Genomic DNA, 19,108 nt, shown 5'->3' on the forward strand with positions numbered 1-19,108 from the left:
ATGCTTCTTGTTTATCAAACGCTATTTGCCTGCCGGTCCAAATGAGCTGTCGCGATAAACCGGCTTGCCTTCAAATAAGGTGAGCAGAACCTTTGTCTCATTGATCTGGGTCGCCGGGATCTCAAACAGATTTTTCTCCAGGACGACCAGGTCGGCCTTTTTGCCGATCTCGATGGAGCCAGTCTCGTTTTCGAGGAAATTGGCATACGCTCCCTCGATCGTAAAGCTGGCGATCATGTCAGCCAGCGTGGCTCTCTCCTCCGGCCAGAGAATGTCGCCGGGATCGGTAGAACCGTGCTCCGCCCGAGTGACGCCGCGCTCGATGCCATCCAGGGGAGAGAACTCCTGCGTCACCGGATAGTCGCTCGAGGAGGCCATGTGTACCCCGGCGGCAATAAAGCTCTTCATCGGGTATTCGCGGTCAGCCCGTTCCTGACCGAGGTACGGTACCTGGATGTCTTCGTAATAGCCCGGTTCTTTAAAGAACCAGAACGGCTGAGGAACTCCGATCACTCCCAGAGCCTTGAAGCGGCTGATATCCTCCGGCTTGACAAGCTGGAGATGGGTGATGAGATGGCGGGAGTCGCGTTTGCCGTTGCTTTTTTGCACCGCTTCCAGTCCGTCCAGCGCAATCGAAGTGGCCGCATCTCCGATGGAGTGAACATGAACCTGAAAGCCTGATTTGTCGATGGCCGCTGCCATTTGCTTGTAGCTGTCCGGCCTCCAGACAAGCTCGCCATGTGAATCAATATGTTCGTAAGGCTCGGACAAATAACCTGTGCTGCCTTCGATTACGCCATCCATAAAGATTTTGACACTGTTTGTCTGGTAGAGCGGTCCTTTGTTTTTCTCCCGTTCCTTAATGAACTCCTGGAGCTGTTCCGGCCCTTTTCCGGGATCAGCCAGGAAGGAATTGCGGAAACGCATGGTCAGCTTGTTGTTTTCCTCGGCTTTTTTGTAGGCGGCCAGAACGTTGGGACCGCCGATCATTGGCTCGTGGGCTGTCGTGACACCGCGTTCTGCTGCCATTTCCTGATAGGCCAGGATGCCATCCATATACTGGTCGACAGTAAATTCGGGAACCACGTCGGCGATCAGATCAACGGCTTTTTCGCGGAGCGTCCCCCATGGTTCGCCCGTGGCGTCATCCCGTTCGATTACGCCGCCCTCGGGATTTTTCGTATCCTTGGTAATGCCGGCGAGCTCGAGTGCTTTTGAATTTGCCCATACAGAGTGAACGTCTTCCGAAGTGAGCACGACGGGAATGTCCGAAATGACATCATCGAGCATTTTTTTGCTCGGCCCTTTGCCCGGGATCAGCGGGTTGCTCCAGCCCATACCGGTAATGACTTTGGCATCGGGATGCTTTTTGGCGAATTCGCGCACGGCCTGCAAATATTCATCCACCGATTGCTTGCCGTACAGATCGACAGAATGAATTTGCTTGACCGTTTCGCTGGCGTGAGTGTGACTGTCGAAGAAGCCGGGCAGCACCATTTTTCCTTTCAAATCGACGACTTCGGTCTTGGGGCCGGCATATTTTTTCGCATCGGCATCGGTTCCGACAAAAAGGATGCGCCCGTCTTTGACCGCGACGGCTTCCGCCCAGTTGCGGTTTTTGTCCACCGTGTAAACGGCTCCATTTTGCAAAATCAGATCGGCCTGCTTGTCCGCAGGCAGAGGTGCAGCATTTGCGCCATAGCTGCCCAGGGAACCGAGCAGCAGCAGGCTTGCCAGAAAACAGGTTGTCCGTTTCACGCGTCATCCACCTTTTTACTCAAGTTTAATTTCCGACCAAATCCGGTCATACTGCTTGGCGGCATCCCCGATGTCCACCATGTATTCCCCTTTTGCCAAGTCCTCCTTCGGCGGATAGACGGCGGGGTCTTCCAAAACGGCCTTGTCGATCAGCTCGTGGGCGGCCAGGTTCGGATTCGCATACGGGTAATGTTTGGAGATTTCGGCGCTGATGTCCGGGCGAAGAATGAAGTTGATGAATGTCTCTGCCGTTTTTTTGTTTGGACTGCCCTTGGGAATGACGAAATTATCCTGCCAAAGCTCCATGCCTTCCTTGGGCAGTACCGTTTTGATCGCCGGATTTTCCTGACGGGCTAGCGAAGCCTCGGCACCGTAGACGATGCCGGCCGCCACCTCGCCGGATACGAGCAGCGTCTTCGGGCTGTCGCTGTCAAAAGCCTTTACGTTGGGCATCAATTGGCTGAGCAGCTCTTTCGATTTTTCCAGTACGGCGGGGTCCGTCTCATTCAGTGACTTGCCCTGCATTTGATTGGCGATGCCGATCATCGAGCGGGCGTCATCGAGTACGACAAGCGATCCCTTCAACTTTGGGTTAAGCAGATCCCGGTAACCGGAAATGGGGATGGAAACCTTGTCCGCATTGACCGCAATCACGACATTTCCCCACATGTACGGCACAGAAAAAGCCCCCTCGGGATCAGAGGAGCGTTTCAAAAACTCCGGACCGACGTTTTTGATGTTGCTGATGCTGGAGTAGTCCAACTTTTCCATCAATTGCTGTTTGCGCATCAAGTCTACCATGTAGTCGCTCGCGACGGCAAGATCATAGCCCGAAGAATTGACAGACAGTTTGGCGAACATTTCCTCGTTCGAGGAGTAGGTGCTGATATTCACCTTTACGCCGTACTCTTTTTCAAATGCCTCCAGAACACTTGGCGGGATGTACTCCGACCAGATAAAGAGGTTGAGCGATTTGGACAATCCTGCCTGGCTGTCTCCGCCCGCTTTGGCAGCTTCATTTCCCGACGAGGGAGCGCCATTCCCCTGGACCTGCTGACCCGGCTGGACAGAGCTGCTTCCGCAACCAGTCAATCCGGTCAACAGAACCAGAGCAGCGACTAAGATGAGCATGAACAGGCTTGTCCGCTTTTTCTCCATCATGAGAGGTTTCACCTTCGTTTCATGTAGGATTGATGAATCGGAAGAAACGTACCGATCTGTATTTAACAAAGATCGGGACAGCGGCAACAGCTGCCAATCCCGATCTTTTTCTATATCTCAAGTTACGTACTACGATATTTGCCTGAGAGGGGCAGTCTTCTCAATCACATCCCAAGTCATGCCGCGAGCCTTTAACCGCTCTAAAAAGGGGAGCGGGTCGATCAGCTCGGGCGGAATGCAGCCGGTCGTGGTCAACAATCCTTCAGCGATCATGTCGACAGCGACGACCGGCGGGATGCCTGTCTGCCAGATCGTTGCTTGAAATTCCGTCTTGTAGTAAACCTCATCGTGATTGGCGATCGTGTAGACGTAAACTTCTTTTCGCTTGTTGTTCTTCTTGCCTTTGACGAGTGCGCCGACGGAGGAGTATCCGTGGATTTTTCCGGCGAGATCGGCCGGTTTCGGCATGGTCGTCACGACTACATCGCGCGGCGCTACCTTGACGCCTTTGACCTCGATCTCTTCGTCGCTGTCCAGTCCCAGATAGCTCAGCACCTTGAGGGTATTCACAAAGTCGGGATGGAGGGCGTACTTGAAGTCCACGTATTTGCACCCTTTTGCGCGGCCAATCGTCTCGCCAAGAGTGGTCGCTTCTTCGTGCTCCACGTTGTAGCAGTCCAGCCAGCCGATCGGCTCGGGGAATTCGAACTCCTCTTTGTTGGCAAAGGGAGTAGGCAAGTATTGTTCACCCTTGTCAGCCGTCCAGAAGTTCGGTTTGGCCAAACACTCCTGAATGGCTGTCTGCGGACTGAAGAAGGAGCAGAAGCCGTCGTAGTCGACGACGGAATTGTCGCCGTCGCGAATCAAAATCTCATCGACTTCGTCCAACTGATCCACAGCGTACCGCGCCGCGATGTTGGAGAAGCCGGGGTCGCACCCAAGCCCCATGATTCCGAGAATGCCTGCCGCTTTGAATTTATCGGTCCAGGCTAGCTGCTTGCGGAGCCATTGCGGGCCGCTTGAAGCCGTGTCGATATAATGGGTTTTCGTGTTCAGGCACGCTTTCATCACTTCAAAGTTGTTTTCCGGCAAGCCGATATGCAGCAGTACGTCAATGTCAGTCAAAATAGATTGGACGCTCGATACATCGCGTGCGTCGACACGTTTTACCTGGATTTCCACATCCGTCTCCCGGCGCAGCTCGGCAGCCAGCTCTTCAGCCGGGCCGATCGATATATCTGCCAGCACCAGTTTTTGCAAATACTTCGATTTCACGATTTCACACGCGCTTACTTGTCCTACACCGCCAACTCCTAAAATAGCGACTCGCATAGAGTCCTCCTTCCATTTTTGGAAAACGTTCTATCTTCGCATTCGAAACAGCCATTTCTGCAAATGCAGATCGATCGTAGCAGGAAATACCGCGACTTGTGTCGCAACATCGATTGGTTCACGCGGACGAAGTCTCATCCAAACACCCTCCTTCTGCACACGGGCAGATCATAGTAGAAACCGAAGCTAAGTGGGACGATCGTGGATCAAAACAGGCAGCAGCCTACTCAAAAAAAGCACCTCCTTCCTGCTGAAAAAGTCAGAGTGGAGCGTCTTTTATTCATGTATATTCGACGCACCCGACGTCCCATGCGAATGGAAAGAGGGAATTATACTCTGACTTTTCTGAAAATATATGCAAGAATGATACCAAATGACCGGCTGCTTCCTGTGCAGTATGAAGGAGCATCGGCAGTACCATTATTCTCACTATTGAGAAAGCAAAAACCAAAACAAAGTGCTGGAAATGTCTGTTGGTGCGCCATCACCTGCATGAGAACACCTTATTAAAAATGAGAAACCTTTCTTTTCAAAAATGAAAGGAATCGTCCGAAGATGAAATGTCGGAAATATCTGGTTGACGGCTCAAACCGAATTCCTTACAATGTTGCCAACAGGAAAATACTGTTCTTATCCAGAGAGGCGGAGGGACTGGCCCGATGAAGCCCGGCAACCGTCACGCAGTTTGTGACAAGGTGCCAATTCCTGCAGGACTGATGACAGTCTTGACAGATAAGAAGCGGGAGTACGTCCATTCCGGATGCCAACCTTCTTCTTAACGGGAGAAGGTTTTTTATTTGTATGATCAAATGTTTTTGAGTTATCGCAACTTCATAACTTCTTTCTTATCCAGAGAGGTGGAGGGACTGGCCCGATGAAGCCCGGCAACCGTCACGCAGTTTGTGGCAAGGTGCCAATTCCTGCAAGACAGCAGCAGTATGTCTTGGCAGATGAGAAGGAGGCCCCCTGTAGCTCGCGAGCCTTCTTCTTAAACGGAAGAAGGCCTTTTTTATGTTTGAAATGAGAAAAAGAGGTGGAGTACATGAGTGCAAGTGTGGTAAAAGTAGGATTGCTTGGCGTAGGGACGGTGGGGGGCGGCGTCTTGAAAACGATCCGCTCTCAGCAGCAAAAGCTGTCGGACAGGTTGGGCAGACGTGTCGAGGTGGTCAAGGCGCTGGTCCGCAATGCGGAAAAGCAGCGGTCTGTACCGATTGAGAACAATCTGATCACGACCCGGTTTGAAGAAGTGCTGGCGTCAGACGTGGACATCGTCGTCGAGGTGATGGGCGGCGTCGAGCCGACATACGGCTATGTCCGTGCACTGATTGAAAAGGGCTGTCACATCGTCACCGCGAACAAGGAGCTGCTTGCCAAGCACGGAACGGAGCTGGTGCGGCTAGCCAATCGGCACGGCGTTCAGCTCGCGTACGAGGCCAGCGTAGCCGGAGGGATTCCGATTCTCGGCGTGCTGCGCCAGTTTCTCCGGACTAATGACATCGTATCGGTCAGCGGCATTTTAAACGGGACGACGAATTACATCCTGACGCGGATGGAACAGGAAAAGCTTCCCTACGCCGAAGTGCTGAAGCAGGCGCAGGAGCTGGGCTACGCCGAAGCGGACCCCGCCTCGGACGTAGAGGGCTGGGATGCCTTGTACAAAACGTACATCCTCGCCCAGCTCGTATTTGGTGAATCGCTACCGCTGCATGCAGCCGAGAGGCAGGGGATTGAAAAGCTGCACCTCGGACAGATCGGCCTCGCCCGCGAATTGGGGTACCGGATCAAGCTGCTGGCCAAGGCTTCCAAGGCCGGGGGCGGTCTACAGCTTTCCGTCCGTCCAACGCTTCTGCCGCTGGATCACCCACTCGCGCAGGTGCAGGATGCCTACAACGCCGTGCAGGTGTCGGGCAATATCGTCGGCGACCTTTTGTTCATGGGCAAAGGGGCAGGCGAGCTTCCGACAGCAAGCGCTGTGGTGGAGGATCTGGCCTATTTGCTGACCCAGCGCTTCACTCCTCAGCCGGTCTGGCAGGAAAGCGAGCCGGCAGGCAATCGGGAAGCCGGGGAGAAGCGGTGCTTTTGCTATCTGGAAAGTAAAGCGTTGCGGGGAACGCCTGATCAAGTCACGCATTTTTTGGATCGGGCAGGAGTTCTCGTGGAAAAACAGCGAATACAATATGACTGGGCGAGCGTCTTGCGCATCGGCATGATTGCCAGCGGTTTTGCAGAGGAGCACAAGAAGGCGCTGCACCGCGATTTCGGCATCAGGGCGGAAGTGTTTCCCGTGTTGTGAGCGGAGACGGCCCAATGCTTCGGGATATAGACCGCATCCGGTTTCACCCCTAATAGAGGAGAAAAAGGGTGCCCGTATCCCGCGGTAGAAGGAGGAAGCTCATGGATAAAAAGTATGTGCTCGCAATCGATCAGGGGACGACCAGTTCCCGGGCCATCTTGTTCGACAAGCAAGGAAGCATCGTCGGGATGGCCCAGAAAGAATTTCCCCAGCTCTTTCCCCAGCCAGGATGGGTAGAGCACAATGCCCTGGACATCTGGTCATCGGTCGTCGGCGTAATCGGCGAGGTTTTGGCCAGCCACAATGTTTCGGCACAGGAAGTGGCAGCCATCGGGATCACCAATCAACGCGAGACGACCGTGGTGTGGAACAAGCATACCGGAGTGCCCATCTATCACGCAATTGTCTGGCAGTCGAGACAGACAGCGGGAATTTGCGAAGAGCTCAAAAGCAAGGGATACGACCCATTGTTTCGGGATACGACCGGTCTGCTGATCGATGCTTACTTTTCGGGCACAAAAGTAAAATGGATTCTCGACCATGTGGAAGGCGCCCGCGCTTTGGCGGAGCAGGGCGACCTCCTGTTCGGAACGATTGACACGTGGCTGATCTGGAAGCTGTCCGGCGGCCGGGCGCATGTGACCGACTATACCAACGCGTCGCGCACACTCATGTACAATATTTTTGATTTGAAGTGGGACGATGAGCTGCTGGCTCTGCTCGATGTCCCGCGTGCGATGCTGCCTGAGGTGAGAAGCAGCTCGGAGGTGTATGCGGTAACCGACAAGGATTTGTTCTTTGGCGTCGAGGTTCCGATCTCGGGGGCTGCAGGAGACCAGCAGGCCGCTTTGTTCGGGCAAGCCTGCTTCGAGCGGGGCATGGCCAAAAATACATACGGCACCGGCTGTTTTTTGCTGATGAACACCGGAGAACAAGCCGTTCGCTCCGAGCATGGCTTGCTGACGACGATCGCCTGGGGCCTTGGCGGAAAAGTGGAGTACGCGCTGGAAGGGAGCATTTTTGTCGCAGGCTCTGCAATCCAATGGCTGCGGGATGGCCTGCGCATGCTCAAAACCTCGGCAGACAGCGAACGCTACGCAACGGCCGTGTCATCCACCGAAGGCGTCTATGTCGTCCCGGCTTTTGTGGGCTTGGGCACTCCTTACTGGAACAGCGAGGTCCGCGGCGCGATTTTTGGACTGACCCGGGGAACCAAAAAAGAGCATTTCATCCGGGCCACACTGGAGTCGCTGGCGTACCAAACCAGAGACGTGGTGGCAGCCATGGAAGCAGATGCCGGCATTCCGCTGAGCAAGCTTCGCGTAGACGGCGGTGCCGTAGCGAATCAGTTCCTGATGCAATTTCAAAGCGATATTCTCGGTGTCACCGTCGAGCGTCCGCGCGTACATGAAACGACGGCGCTCGGTGCCGCCTATTTGGCCGGGTTGGGCATCGGTTTTTGGAAAAGCAAAGAGGAGATTTCGCACAATTGGCAGGTTGAGCGCTCATTCGAGGCGAGACTGGAAGAGACGGAGCGCAGCAGGCTATATGCCGGTTGGCAAAAGGCTGTCCGGGCTGCGGCAGCATTTGTGTAAGCATTTTCATTGACAGTTATTGAAAACTATGGTTATACTTTAGAAAAGTTGATCGTGCAGCACGAAAACATACGGAAATACGGTTAGGCGGAGAAAACGGAGAAAACCCTTACCCGTAAACACATTCCTTTTAAGGGGAGGAGTGTGTTTATATACGTAAGGGTTTTCTTTTTATTCATTATCGTCAAACCTATTCGATCAACAGAAAAATGAACACGAATAGAAAGAGGGGTCTGACAAATGGTGAAAAAGTGGCTGAATGTCGTAGCGACCGCGGCGTTGTTGTCGACGGTGGCAGTAGCAGGGTGTTCCTCGGGGGATACGGGCTCATCCAGTACGGGCCAAGGAGAAGCTGGCGGGGGTTCGGGTGCCGCAAAAGAACTGGGTCAAATTGCACTCTACTCGCCTGAGACACCTGATATGACCAAAGAAATTGGTCAGAATTTTGAAAAGGCTTTCAAGGGCTCGACCGTTAACATTCAGTACGCCGGCACCAACGTTCTGGTGAACAAGATGATTGCCGAAAAGGACAATCCGATGGGGGATGTCTGGTATGGCGGAGGCGGTTTCCTGCCGTTTGAGTCGGCGAAGGACAAGGATATTATTACGGCCTATACGCCTGAAGCGATCAAGGATTGGCCGGAAGTGCGCGACGGGATCAAAATCCGCGACAAGGATTGGAAATGGATCGGAGCAGAGGTGTTCGTCCTCGGTTTTGTTTACAATACCGACCTGGTAAAACCGGAAGAAGCGCCGAAAACATGGGACGACCTCTTGGACCCGAAATGGAAAGGCAAGCTCCAAATGCCGAACCCGGCAGCATCCGGAACAGCCACGCTTACGGTTCTGAGCCAACTGATGGAGCGCGGGGAGGAACCAGGCTGGGAGTACTTCAAAAAATTGGTCGATCAGATGAGCGCGATGCCTGACTCCGGCTGGCGCCCGGAAAAGCGGTAGCCAAAGGCGAAGCCCATGTCGCGATCGCATTTGACTTCATGGCATACGAAATGAAGGCAAAGGGGGAAAAGGTGGACTTTATCGTTCCTGAGAAAACTCCTGTCATCGTCAACCCGGTATCTCTTGTCCAGGATGGACCGAACCCTGACGGCGGCAAAGCGCTGATCGACTACCTGTTGTCCAAGGAAGGACAGCAAACGCTTGCCAACTGGTACCATATCCCGATTTCCAAAGAGGTTGAATCGAAAACGCCGCTCACGCTGGAAAAGGTCATCCCGCATGCACAGGAGCTCGACGTAGATTGGGTCGTGCAAAACTACGACCGCGTACGCAACGAATGGCGGCAAAAATTCCAATAAGGAGGTTCTTCCATGGGGTCGGTCAGAATTGAGAACTTGCACAAATCGTTTAACGGAATCGCCGCATTGGAAGACGTCAGTCTGGACATTCGGGAGGGCGAGTTCTTCGCCCTTCTCGGCCCGTCCGGCTGCGGAAAAACGACGACTATGCGCTGCGTGGCCGGGTTTGAAAGTCCCACATCCGGCAAAATTTTTATCGGGGACCGCGATGTCAGCAACGTCCCCGCCAACCAGCGCAATTGCGGAATGGTTTTTCAAAGCTATGCGCTGTTCCCTCATTTGAATGTATTTGAAAATGTCGCCTACAGCCTGCAGGTGCGCCGTTTCTACCAAGGCGGCTTTGGCACCAAACTCGCAGTCCTCGGCAATATGCTCAATCGGAAATTGGGCAGGGTGGACAAAGAGACAGAAAAAAAGGTGAGAGATGCACTGGATTTCGTAGAGTTGGGTCATTTGGCCGACAGGCTGCCGGGACAGCTTTCCGGCGGCCAGCAGCAGCGGGTGGCGCTGGCTCGGGCCTTGATCATGGAGCCGGCTGTGCTGTTGATGGATGAACCGCTCTCCAACCTGGACAAAAAGCTGCGCAACAGCATGCGGGTCACGATCCGCCGGATTCAGCAAAAAGTAGGAATTACGACGATCTTTGTCACACACGATCAGGAAGAGGCCATGAGCATGGCTGACCGGGTCGCAGTTATGCAGGGAGGCAAGCTGGTGCAGGTGGACACGCCCACCGCGCTGTACAGCAATCCGGGCTCCACTTTTGTAGCGGATTTCGTAGGCTCGTCCAATATTTTCAAGGGCAAGGTAAAAGGAACGGAGGCAAGCGGTACAGTCATTCAGCTTGAAGGCGGGCAACTGCTCACATCGGCTTTTTCCGCGAAACGTGAAGATGTAGAGGTAATCATTCGCCCTGAAAGCATTCGCCTGGCTGCCGGAGAACCGGTCGATGCAGGTGATAAATCGATAGAGGGTACCATCACCATGTCTACCTACCTTGGACCCAGCATTCGCTATGACGTACAGGTCGGAAACATGCAGATCGAAGTGGACAAGACGTTTGAAGCAGGAACGCCGCTGCTTCCGCCAGGCACAAAGGTCTATCTTTCCATCGATCCTCATCTAGTGGTGATCCTATGAAAAAGCGATTTCTCGAATCATTGAGCGGGTTTACGGTCCTGAAATGGTTTATCTACTTGTTCTTCTTCCTGTTTCTCCTGGTTCCGTTGTTCTCGATTTTGCTCGTCAGCTTTACCGGCCAGCCGATCAACCTGTTTGGCAGCCTGGTCAGCCAAAAAACGCTGGCAAAGACAATCGAGAAGCTGTCCAATGTGTCTCTGGAGGCCTACTCCTCGCTGTTTGAGGGCAAGGGCTACTTTGATGCCCTCCTGAACAGCCTGAAGCTGAGTACCGGAGTAGCACTGCTTGTGACCATCGTTGTCATTCCGATTGCGTACGCCTTTGCGCGGACGAAAATGCCGTTCAAAGGACTTTTTGCCACACTGTGTACAATTCCTCTGGTCGTACCCACGTTTATTTCGTCCTATGCTTTCATGCTGATGTTCGGAAAAACGGGGTGGGTCAATCACATCTACCAAGCATTGGGCGGGGAAGGCGTGCTTTTTGACATCCAGTCGATGCTCGGGATTGTGCTCGTACAGGTCTTCTACTTCTTTCCTTACGCCCTGTGGCCGATGGTGGCAGCCTTCAAGATCAGCGACCTGACCTTGGAAGAAGCGTCGCAAAACCTCGGTGCCCATAGTTGGTACACGTTTATGCGAGTGACCTTGCCGCTGGCGATGCCGGGGATCGTTTCGAGCATGCTGCTGATTTTTACCGTCAGCTTTTCCGACTTCGGGACACCGATTATTTTGGCGCCAAAAGATCTCAACCTGATCGTGGTCGAAGCGTATCGGGAGATGGCCGGCTTCTTCAACTGGGCAGGTTCCGCGGTATTGACCGTCATCATGCTCCTGGTCGCAGCCTTCTTCTTCTGGCTCCAGCGCCTCGTGATCAAGGGAAAGGAATACGGCACGATCTCGGGAAAACCGACTCGCCAAAAAATGAACGATCACAAGGGCGTAGTCTCCGTACTGACCACCTACTCCTTTTTGGTCGTACTGATTCCCGTACTCGGTGTCGCATCCATCTTCCTGTCGTCGCTCGCGACTACATGGGGACGTCACGCATTGCCGGACGGCTATACGCTCAGCCACTATCTGACGATTTTCAGCACGTCGCATAAAAATATTCTAAACAGTCTGGTTCTTGCCGGCGGAGCGCTGGTCCTGAGCGTGGTGATTGCCACCTTCGTCTCCTACTTTGTCGTGCGTCGCAACTCCGGGGGACTTGATTTTATCTCGTCCATTCCGCTGATCGTACCGGGCATCTCGCTGGGAATCGCGCTTATCCAAACGTTTAATACCGCTCCGTTGAAGCTTACGGGAACAGCGATCTTGCTCATCATCGCCTATACGATCAGGCGAATGCCGTACATGATCCGCTCGACGATGAGCTCGATGATGGCGATTCGCAAGGATATCGAAGAGGCAGCGGTAAATATGGGGGCATCCAACCTGCTCGCCGCCGTGACCGTGATCGGACCGCTGATGCTGCCCGGCATTGCAGCGGGTGCTATCCTCGTATTCGTAACGGTGATCAAGGAAACGAGCATTTCCCTGCTTCTGGCCCCGACAGATTGGGCGCCGATGAGCCTGGCGGTATTCCAAAACCTGCTGCGGGGTGAATACTACACCGCGTCAGCGATGGCGATTCTGATCATTGCGATCGTCATTGTCCTGCAGTACCTGGCGAAAAAATTGACCAAGGATCAACTGTACTAAGGAGGAAAGGCAGTGAAGGGGTTTATCTTCGACCTCGACGGTACGGTGTATCTCGGAGACCGCCTGATCGAGGGAGCAGCAGAAGCGATTCAGGAACTAAGGAACCGCGGGGACAAGGTCGTGTTTCTGTCCAACAAACCGATCGCGACCCGTCAATCCTACGCGGAAAAGCTGACCAAAATGGGAATTCCCACCACAGTGGAGGATGTGCTGAACTCATCCTTGATCGCAGCCAGATACCTTCAGCAAGTGATGACTCCGACAGAGAAAGTACTGGTGATCGGCGAGCAGCCGATTCGAGACGAGCTGCGCGCGCACGGCATACAGATGAGCGAAGACCCGAATGAAGTGTCTTATGTCGTTCTCTCTTGGGATCGCCAGTTCACGTATGACGGATTAAACGACTTGTATCAAGCCGCCATTCGCGGGGCCAAGGTGATCGCGTCCAACCCGGATCGCACCTGCCCGCTGGAGGATGGCCAAATACCCGATACCGGGGCCTTCATCGGGGCACTGGAAGGCGCGACGGGAAGACCGATTGATCTGGTGGTCGGGAAGCCTTCTCCGATAGCAGCCGAAGCGGCCGTACGTCACCTCGGTCTGGACTACCATGCTTGCTACATGGTAGGGGATCGGCTGGAAACGGACATCAAAATGGGGAACGATACAGGCATGAACTCCGTTTTGGTCTTGACCGGAATTTCGACCAGGGAAATGGCCGAGCAAAGCGAATACAATCCGCGGTACATTTTAAACAGTATTAAAGAAATTGTGAATCTTTAGACATGCGATGCTATAATGGGAGCAACCAAGCACCATATGGAGGTAGCGGATGTATCCTATTGTAGATCTGGTCGAGTATGAAACCATTGCTGCCGTCCAATCCGAAGCCGATTTGGATGACGCGCTCAGAAGCAATGTCAATATCATCTTTCTGTTGACCGGCTCCATTTTTAACATTCAGGAGCTTGTCGACAGAAGCAAAGCGGCAGGCAAACAGGTGTTTCTGCATATGGAATTTATCGAGGGGATCGCACCGGACAAGAGCGGGGTTGCCTATGTGGCAAGAAACATCGCCCCTACCGGTATTATTTCCACGCGAAGCAACCTGATCCGAGTTGCCAAGGAAATGGATCTGATGGCGATTCAGCGGATATTTTTAATTGACCGAAATGCGGTAGTCAAAGGAATCAGGGTAGTTGAGCAGAGCGCCCCCGATGCTGTCGAGATCATGCCGGGTGTGATGCCCAGAGTCATCCGGGAAATGACCGAGCTCACTCCGCTGCCGATCATCGCGGGCGGCCTGATCGGAACCAGGCAGGAAATCGACGAGGCACTGGCGGCTGGCGCCCTGGCCGTGTCGGTCGGAACAAAAGAATTTTGGTTTTCACCTGAATAGGAAAAAGGGAAGAGATGAGGAGATACCCCTTTGGAAAGACGGCATGTCTGCATGGCAGGCCGATCTTTTCATGGGGGTTTTTTCGTTGATCAAAAACATCCGGCACGAAGCCGGAGAGGAGGCAACCAGTGGGTAACCGATTTTCAGCACGGACCAGACAGGAACTTCTGCAGCAAATGTCCACAGATACGCTTGACCTGCTCGTCATCGGTGGAGGCATTACCGGTGCCGGCATTGCGCTTGATGCGAGCAAACGCGGACTGAAGGTAGGCTTGTTGGAAATGAACGATTTTGGTTCCGGCACGAGCAGCCGGTCGACCAAGCTGATTCACGGAGGTCTGCGGTATTTAAAGCAAGGGGAAGTGCGGCTGGTTCAGGAGGTGGGACGAGAGCGGGCCATTCTGTACAAAAATGCCCCTCATCTGGTGATCCCTGTACCGATGCTTTTGCCGATCTACAAGGGAGGGACCTACGGCTACCTGGCTTCGTCTGTCGGCTTGTACGTGTACGACTGGCTCGCCGGAGTGGCGCGGAAGGAACGGCGCAAGATGCTGGGGAGAAAGGAAACACTCTCGCGGGAGCCGCTGCTCAAAACGGAAGGGTTAAAAGGCGCGGGCCTGTACTTTGAGTACCGGACAGATGACGCCCGCCTGACGCTTGACATCATGAAAACAGCCGTTGGATTGGGCGCAACGGCCGTTAACTACGCGAAGGCTGAACAATTTTTGTACGACAACGGCATGATAACGGGGGCGCTCGTCACAGACCGGTTAACAGGCAAGAGCTACCCGATTCATGCCAAATATGTCGTCAATGCGACGGGGCCATGGGTAGATGGCGTACGGCAAGTGGACGGCTCCCTGCAAGGCAAACGGCTCTATTTGACAAAAGGTGTTCACCTGGTCGTATCGGCGGACAGATTGCCGGTCAAGCAGGCCGCCTATTTTGATACGCCGGATGGACGGATGGTTTTTGTCATTCCCAGAGGAAGAATCACGTACATCGGCACAACGGATACGGCCTACGAGCATTCCATTGACCATCCGCGCACGACAGAAGAGGACCGGGATTATTTGCTCCGTGCCGTAAACAGCATGTTCCCGTCCGTCAGGCTGGAGCCGGCAGATGTCCACTCCAATTGGGCCGGGCTTCGTCCGCTCATTTACGAGGAGGGAAAGGGACCGTCGGAATTATCCCGCAAGGATGAAATTTTTCACTCGCCTACCGGATTGATCACCATCGCTGGCGGCAAGCTGACGGGCTTTCGCAAGATGGCGGAAAAAGTGGTCGACACGATCGCCCACAAGCTGAAGGAGAAAGAAGGCAAGGAGTACCCGGCTTGCTCCACCGACCGCATTGTCATCAGCGGAGGGGTACACCATGGATATGAAAAGTACGGGGATTGGAAAAAAGAGATGCTTCGACAGGGAATCGAGCTGGGAGTAGAAACGGAGATAGCGCAGGAGTGGATCGATACTTTCGGTAGCAACACATTGAGCATTTACAAGCGGATTTCCGAGGGCTCACCCACCCGGGAACAATTGCTGGCGGCACAGATCAAGTATGCAATCGAGGAAGAAATGACCGTCCAGGCCGTTGATTTCCTCCGACTGCGTACGGGATGGACCTATTTTCAACTGCACAAGGCCGAGGAGCTAAGAGAGCTTGTCGTCCGGCTGATGGCACAGGAGCTGGGCTGGAGCGCTGCAGAGGCAGCTCGCCAGAATGCCGAAGCGCAAAACTACCTGCATTCGCTGAAAAATCTCCCGCGAAATGAGCAGGACCTATCCGATCATGTTGGGGAATCAATTGACTTTTCCCAAAAATCAGGTACTATTTTTTGAAACGATCATTATGAGGACGTTCAAGAAAAGAGGGCGGATAGGATGAAACTTTCGTTTGATCACCTCGTTCACTTTCTTTACAGACCACCCCTGGAGGCTTCTGATCGGCTGAAAAAGGCGGGCTTTCATACAGTAGCGGGGGGACGGCATGAATCGTGGGGGACTTACAACAGCCTCAGCTATTTCGGCTTATCCTACGTGGAGTTTCTCGCCGTAGAATTTCCCGATATTGCCGCGAGTGCAGAGAATCCGCTCGTCCGGCAATTGGTTGCCGAGGCGACAGTCGGCGAAGGAATGGGGCAGCTTGCCTTTCGCACAGATGAGATCGAGCGGTGGGCAGAGCGCTTTGAACAGCGCGGATACCAGGTGACAGGGCCGTTGCCTGGCAGCAGAAAGCGGGAGGACGGCACGTTCATTCAGTGGAAAATGCTTTTTGCCGAGGGGGCCGAAAAGCAGCGCCGCATTCCCTTTCTGATCCAATGGGATGAGTCAGATGAAGCCAGAGTGAATGACTTGACCAGACGAGGGATGATCGCCCCGCATGAAAACGGCTCACAAGAAATCGCATACATTGCGCTTGCTACCGGCAATTTGGACGAAGCGGCCCGCGACTGGCAGGAGTGGCTCGGTCTTGTGGCAGGCGAAGAATTTGCGGACGAACGGCTGCAAGCCAAATGCCGGCGCGTCCAATGCGACGGGGCCGATCTGCTGCTCTGTCAACCGATGGGAGCCGGTGTCACCAAGGATGCGTTGTCCACCAGAGGGGAACGTCCCTTTCTCATCCGTTTTGCAGGTCCCGGCTCCAGCGTGCACAGCGCAGGAATTTTCGGCGGCAACTACGAGTGGTCGTCCATTTGATGCGAAAAAGAGCAGTTCCCTGGTTTTCCGCAGGGGACTGCTCTTGTTTTTTTGGAAGCACGTGTTTTGTTACGATTCCCGGACAGGATTTTTGGTAAATTGGCGATACATGTAGAGCATCGCCAGTCGCCACGGAACGATCATGCCATACGCCAAGACGAAGAACAGGCCGGCTGTCTGCATGACTGAAAACGAGTCGTTGACCCACAGCTTGATCACGGTCCGGATAACGAGCAACGCCAAAAGAATCATAAAAAACGCTTTGGATCGTTTCAAATATACGTCCTGCCCGACAATTTCAAAACGGGACGTCATAATCAACGGAATGGAAAGAATCATCCCTGCACCAAATGCAATCACGTGGTAGATCAGCGGTGTTGCCGTTTCCGGAAAGTGAAACATGGCAAAACCGGTTGACATGAACAATGGCGGCAGGATTATCCGGCGTGCGGAGACCGGCTTTTTCTGTCCGCGGAGTCGCAGAAAGATAACCGCGGTAGCCATGAGTAACGGGATAAGCATCCCGAGAGCGGTCGTTGACAGGATGTGCATGGAAATGCTCCTCCTTACTCCATGATGGTACTAGTTTACACCATTTTTTAAAAAAGAGGAAAGCGCTCTTTTCCATTTCTGCAAGCAATCGCAGTCAGACGGGTGTCAGGCGACTGCAGGCTCATCCGTCTCGCGGACGTCGAGTTTGTGCTTCTTGCTATACACCATCGTCAGCGCGGCCATCAGCAGCGTAACGGAGCCGATCCCGAGCATGTAACCGGAGACGCCGAACAGATCGAGGCAAATCCCGGTCGTTCCCAAAGCGACGAGAAAGAACCCGCGGTCAAGCATCCCTTTGAAGGAGAAGAACCGGCCTTGCTGGTGCTCTGGCAGCCGGCGCTGAAAAATCGTCGTGGTCACGGGGAAAAAGAAAGCGACGGTAAAGCCAAAGACGCCAAATGAAGCCAAGACCATGAACCGGCTGTCTGCAAACGACATGCCGTACTGCGAAAGGGCAAAAAAGAACAGCAAAACAGTGGATGCGGCGATCAGGTTGCGTCCGCCAATCCAACGCTTGGCAAGGAGTCCGCCCGCCAAAATGCTCATGCCCTCTACCGTATAAATCCAGCCCATCAGCTCGGGACTTTGCTGGATTTCGCTGAAATTGAGCACGAGCAGGTTAAAGCCGCCGAGAAACAGCGTAATCAGGCCTGTGTTGAGCAAGGCAACCATCAGCGCAGGGTCTTTCTTCGTCACGGTCAGCACCTCGCGGAATTCTACCTTTTCCTGTCGCTTGCGGGAATCGACTGCGGGGATACGCAAAAATCTGGTGACAAAGGCCAGAGCCAGATAAGCCGCGAGCGAAAACAGGTAGAGTTGGGATAAATCCATGTTCGCGACGAGTATGCCGCCTATGGCTGTTCCGCCAATCCGTGACAATGTCGAGAGGTTGAGGTAGACGCTGTTTGCCTTCAACAAGTCAGCCGGACTGAGGATGGCTGGCAGGGAAGACTGCACGGTCGGAAAATAAAAAGCGGCAGAGACCTGCATGATGACCAGAGAGACGACCATCCATGAAAGGGAGCCGTAGTAGATCGCAGGGAGCATGCATATCGGACTGAGACAACGCACGAGGCTCGCATAAAGCATGATCTTTCCTTTGTCGTAACGGTCGATCATGACGCCGGCTTTTGGTGACAAGAGAATGCTGACGATCAGTCCGCTCATCAGAATCAATCCCTTGACCGTGTCGGAAGGGATCATGTGCTGCATGAACTGGAGGTTGGCGATAATGGAAATCCACATACCGGCACCAGCGATCACTTCTCCGGTCATTAGGAGGAGAAAGGTACGATTGCGCCACAACATCTAAGCCACTCCTTCTGCCTATTCAAAATTTTTTTATTAATTGGATTCACACAGTATAGCATTTGCCCAAAATTTTGTATATTGATTCCCGGCTGTCGTATGCGCGACGGAAAATGGGGAACCCTATATTTGTCAAAAGGGAAAAGGGTGTTCCTCTGTGAAACGAAAGCGAGCTTTGCTCTTATTGGTGGCTTACGGTTTTTCAGCTACCTTGGCGATATTTTACGGATTGGTGGAAAAACGCAGCCTGTTTGCCACCTTTCTCTTGTTTCACTTGCTCGTTTGTCTGTTGGTGCCGCTGTTTCACGGCATGTGGGAAGAAAAGCTGTCCGCACAGTGGAAGCGGGCATGGGTGCCCTTTGATCAAAAAGGAATGCTATACGGTCTGGGCCTAGGAGCGATGCTCATGACGGGAGTGATGGCGGGGACCTGGCTCTTGATCAGCGGGGGAATAGTGAACGCCAGTCACGTCAAATACACGCTAAATGATTGGGGAGTGACACCTGACTGGCTTCTCCCGTTTTCCCTGTATTTGGTCGTTGTCAATTCCTTGTTGGAGGAGCTGCTCTGGCGCGGCTTTGTTCTGGAGCGTCTGCTGGATGCGCTGGCCCGGCCTGTCGCTGTGCTGATAAGCGGTTTTTTTTACTGCTTGTATCATCTCGTCGTCGGAGTCATTTTGTTTGGATTGTTATGGGGAGTGCTGATCACGGGACTTGTGTTTGGAACGGGCCTTTTGTGGGGCTGGCTGAAAGGATTGTTCCCGACCGTTTACGCGACCTGGCTGAGCCACCTCATGGCCGATTTGGGGATCATTCTCGCACTGCACATCTGGGTTTACTGAATTGACCA

At 53.6% G+C, this 19,108-nt stretch carries 16 protein-coding genes and 2 riboswitches; of the genes, 11 read left to right on the forward strand and 5 right to left on the reverse strand.

The annotated features are described in order from the left end of the window. Positions 1-21 precede the first annotated feature (21 nt). From V5G20_RS11325 to V5G20_RS11335, 3 genes are all read right to left on the reverse strand, one after another. Positions 22-1,758 carry an amidohydrolase gene (locus tag V5G20_RS11325; RefSeq protein WP_024982932.1) on the reverse strand — a complete coding sequence of 579 codons (1,737 nt, stop codon included), beginning with the start codon at positions 1,756-1,758 and terminating at the stop codon, positions 22-24. Positions 1,759-1,773: 15 nt separating this feature from the next. Beyond that, positions 1,774-2,919, reverse strand: a complete 1,146-nt coding sequence (locus V5G20_RS11330; protein WP_243014276.1) for a polyamine ABC transporter substrate-binding protein — start codon at positions 2,917-2,919, stop codon at positions 1,774-1,776. A 129-nt stretch (positions 2,920-3,048) separates the two neighbouring features. Next, positions 3,049-4,251 (reverse strand): saccharopine dehydrogenase family protein, encoded by a 1,203-nt coding sequence (locus V5G20_RS11335; protein WP_003386175.1) that lies wholly within the window; start codon positions 4,249-4,251, stop codon positions 3,049-3,051. A gap of 627 nt (positions 4,252-4,878) precedes the next feature. Continuing rightward, positions 4,879-4,990: riboswitch (SAM riboswitch) on the forward strand. Between the two features lie 103 nt (positions 4,991-5,093). Further along, a riboswitch (SAM riboswitch) is annotated at positions 5,094-5,208 on the forward strand. Positions 5,209-5,293: 85 nt separating this feature from the next. On the opposite strand from V5G20_RS11335, the gene V5G20_RS11340 reads away from it, so the two are divergent. The 10 genes from V5G20_RS11340 to V5G20_RS11385 all read left to right on the forward strand — a co-directional run bounded on the left by V5G20_RS11340 (position 5,294) and on the right by V5G20_RS11385 (position 16,399). Continuing rightward, positions 5,294-6,544 (forward strand): homoserine dehydrogenase, encoded by a 1,251-nt coding sequence (locus V5G20_RS11340; RefSeq protein ID WP_003386174.1) that lies wholly within the window; start codon positions 5,294-5,296, stop codon positions 6,542-6,544. Positions 6,545-6,645: 101 nt separating this feature from the next. After that, positions 6,646-8,139 carry a glycerol kinase GlpK gene (gene glpK, locus V5G20_RS11345; protein WP_024982929.1) on the forward strand — a complete coding sequence of 498 codons (1,494 nt, stop codon included), beginning with the start codon at positions 6,646-6,648 and terminating at the stop codon, positions 8,137-8,139. A 240-nt stretch (positions 8,140-8,379) separates the two neighbouring features. Continuing rightward, on the forward strand, positions 8,380-9,096 hold the full coding sequence (locus V5G20_RS11350) for an extracellular solute-binding protein (protein WP_338463412.1): 717 nt from the start codon (positions 8,380-8,382) through the stop codon (positions 9,094-9,096). Positions 9,097-9,146: 50 nt separating this feature from the next. Beyond that, positions 9,147-9,455, forward strand: coding sequence for an ABC transporter substrate-binding protein (locus V5G20_RS11355; protein WP_338463463.1), 309 nt, complete (start codon positions 9,147-9,149; stop codon positions 9,453-9,455). Positions 9,456-9,467: 12 nt separating this feature from the next. Next, positions 9,468-10,595 (forward strand): ABC transporter ATP-binding protein, encoded by a 1,128-nt coding sequence (locus tag V5G20_RS11360; RefSeq protein ID WP_024982928.1) that lies wholly within the window; start codon positions 9,468-9,470, stop codon positions 10,593-10,595. After that, positions 10,592-12,298 (forward strand): ABC transporter permease, encoded by a 1,707-nt coding sequence (locus V5G20_RS11365; protein WP_003386169.1) that lies wholly within the window; start codon positions 10,592-10,594, stop codon positions 12,296-12,298. The genes V5G20_RS11360 and V5G20_RS11365 overlap by 4 nt, the downstream gene beginning before the upstream one ends. A 12-nt stretch (positions 12,299-12,310) precedes the next feature. Further along, positions 12,311-13,081: an HAD-IIA family hydrolase gene (locus tag V5G20_RS11370; RefSeq protein ID WP_338463413.1), complete on the forward strand. Its 771-nt coding sequence runs from the start codon at positions 12,311-12,313 to the stop codon at positions 13,079-13,081. Positions 13,082-13,130: 49 nt separating this feature from the next. Further along, positions 13,131-13,697, forward strand: a complete 567-nt coding sequence (locus tag V5G20_RS11375) for a glycerol-3-phosphate responsive antiterminator (RefSeq protein ID WP_003386166.1) — start codon at positions 13,131-13,133, stop codon at positions 13,695-13,697. A gap of 128 nt (positions 13,698-13,825) precedes the next feature. Next, the gene (locus V5G20_RS11380) at positions 13,826-15,541 is read left to right on the forward strand and encodes a glycerol-3-phosphate dehydrogenase/oxidase (RefSeq protein WP_311068360.1); all 1,716 of its coding nucleotides are present in this window, start codon (positions 13,826-13,828) and stop codon (positions 15,539-15,541) included. A 42-nt stretch (positions 15,542-15,583) separates the two neighbouring features. Next, positions 15,584-16,399, forward strand: a complete 816-nt coding sequence (locus V5G20_RS11385; protein ID WP_122958683.1) for a VOC family protein — start codon at positions 15,584-15,586, stop codon at positions 16,397-16,399. 69 nt (positions 16,400-16,468) lie between these two features. Here V5G20_RS11385 and V5G20_RS11390 read toward each other — a convergent pair whose 3' ends face one another. Together V5G20_RS11390 and V5G20_RS11395 are read right to left on the reverse strand one after the other, a co-directional pair. Next, entirely contained in the window at positions 16,469-16,951 is a 483-nt protein-coding gene (locus tag V5G20_RS11390; protein WP_003386163.1) for a CcdC family protein, read from the reverse strand. Between the two features lie 105 nt (positions 16,952-17,056). After that, complete coding sequence (locus V5G20_RS11395; RefSeq protein ID WP_039070108.1) at positions 17,057-18,259, reverse strand: MFS transporter; 1,203 nt, start codon at positions 18,257-18,259, stop codon at positions 17,057-17,059. Between the two features lie 157 nt (positions 18,260-18,416). Between V5G20_RS11395 and V5G20_RS11400 the strand changes: the two genes are divergently transcribed. Next, complete coding sequence (locus V5G20_RS11400) at positions 18,417-19,100, forward strand: CPBP family intramembrane glutamic endopeptidase (RefSeq protein WP_003386161.1); 684 nt, start codon at positions 18,417-18,419, stop codon at positions 19,098-19,100. Positions 19,101-19,108: the final 8 nt, after the last annotated feature.

It is taken from the genome of Brevibacillus borstelensis (assembly GCF_036700025.1).
GTDB classification, from domain to species: domain Bacteria; phylum Bacillota; class Bacilli; order Brevibacillales; family Brevibacillaceae; genus Brevibacillus; species Brevibacillus borstelensis.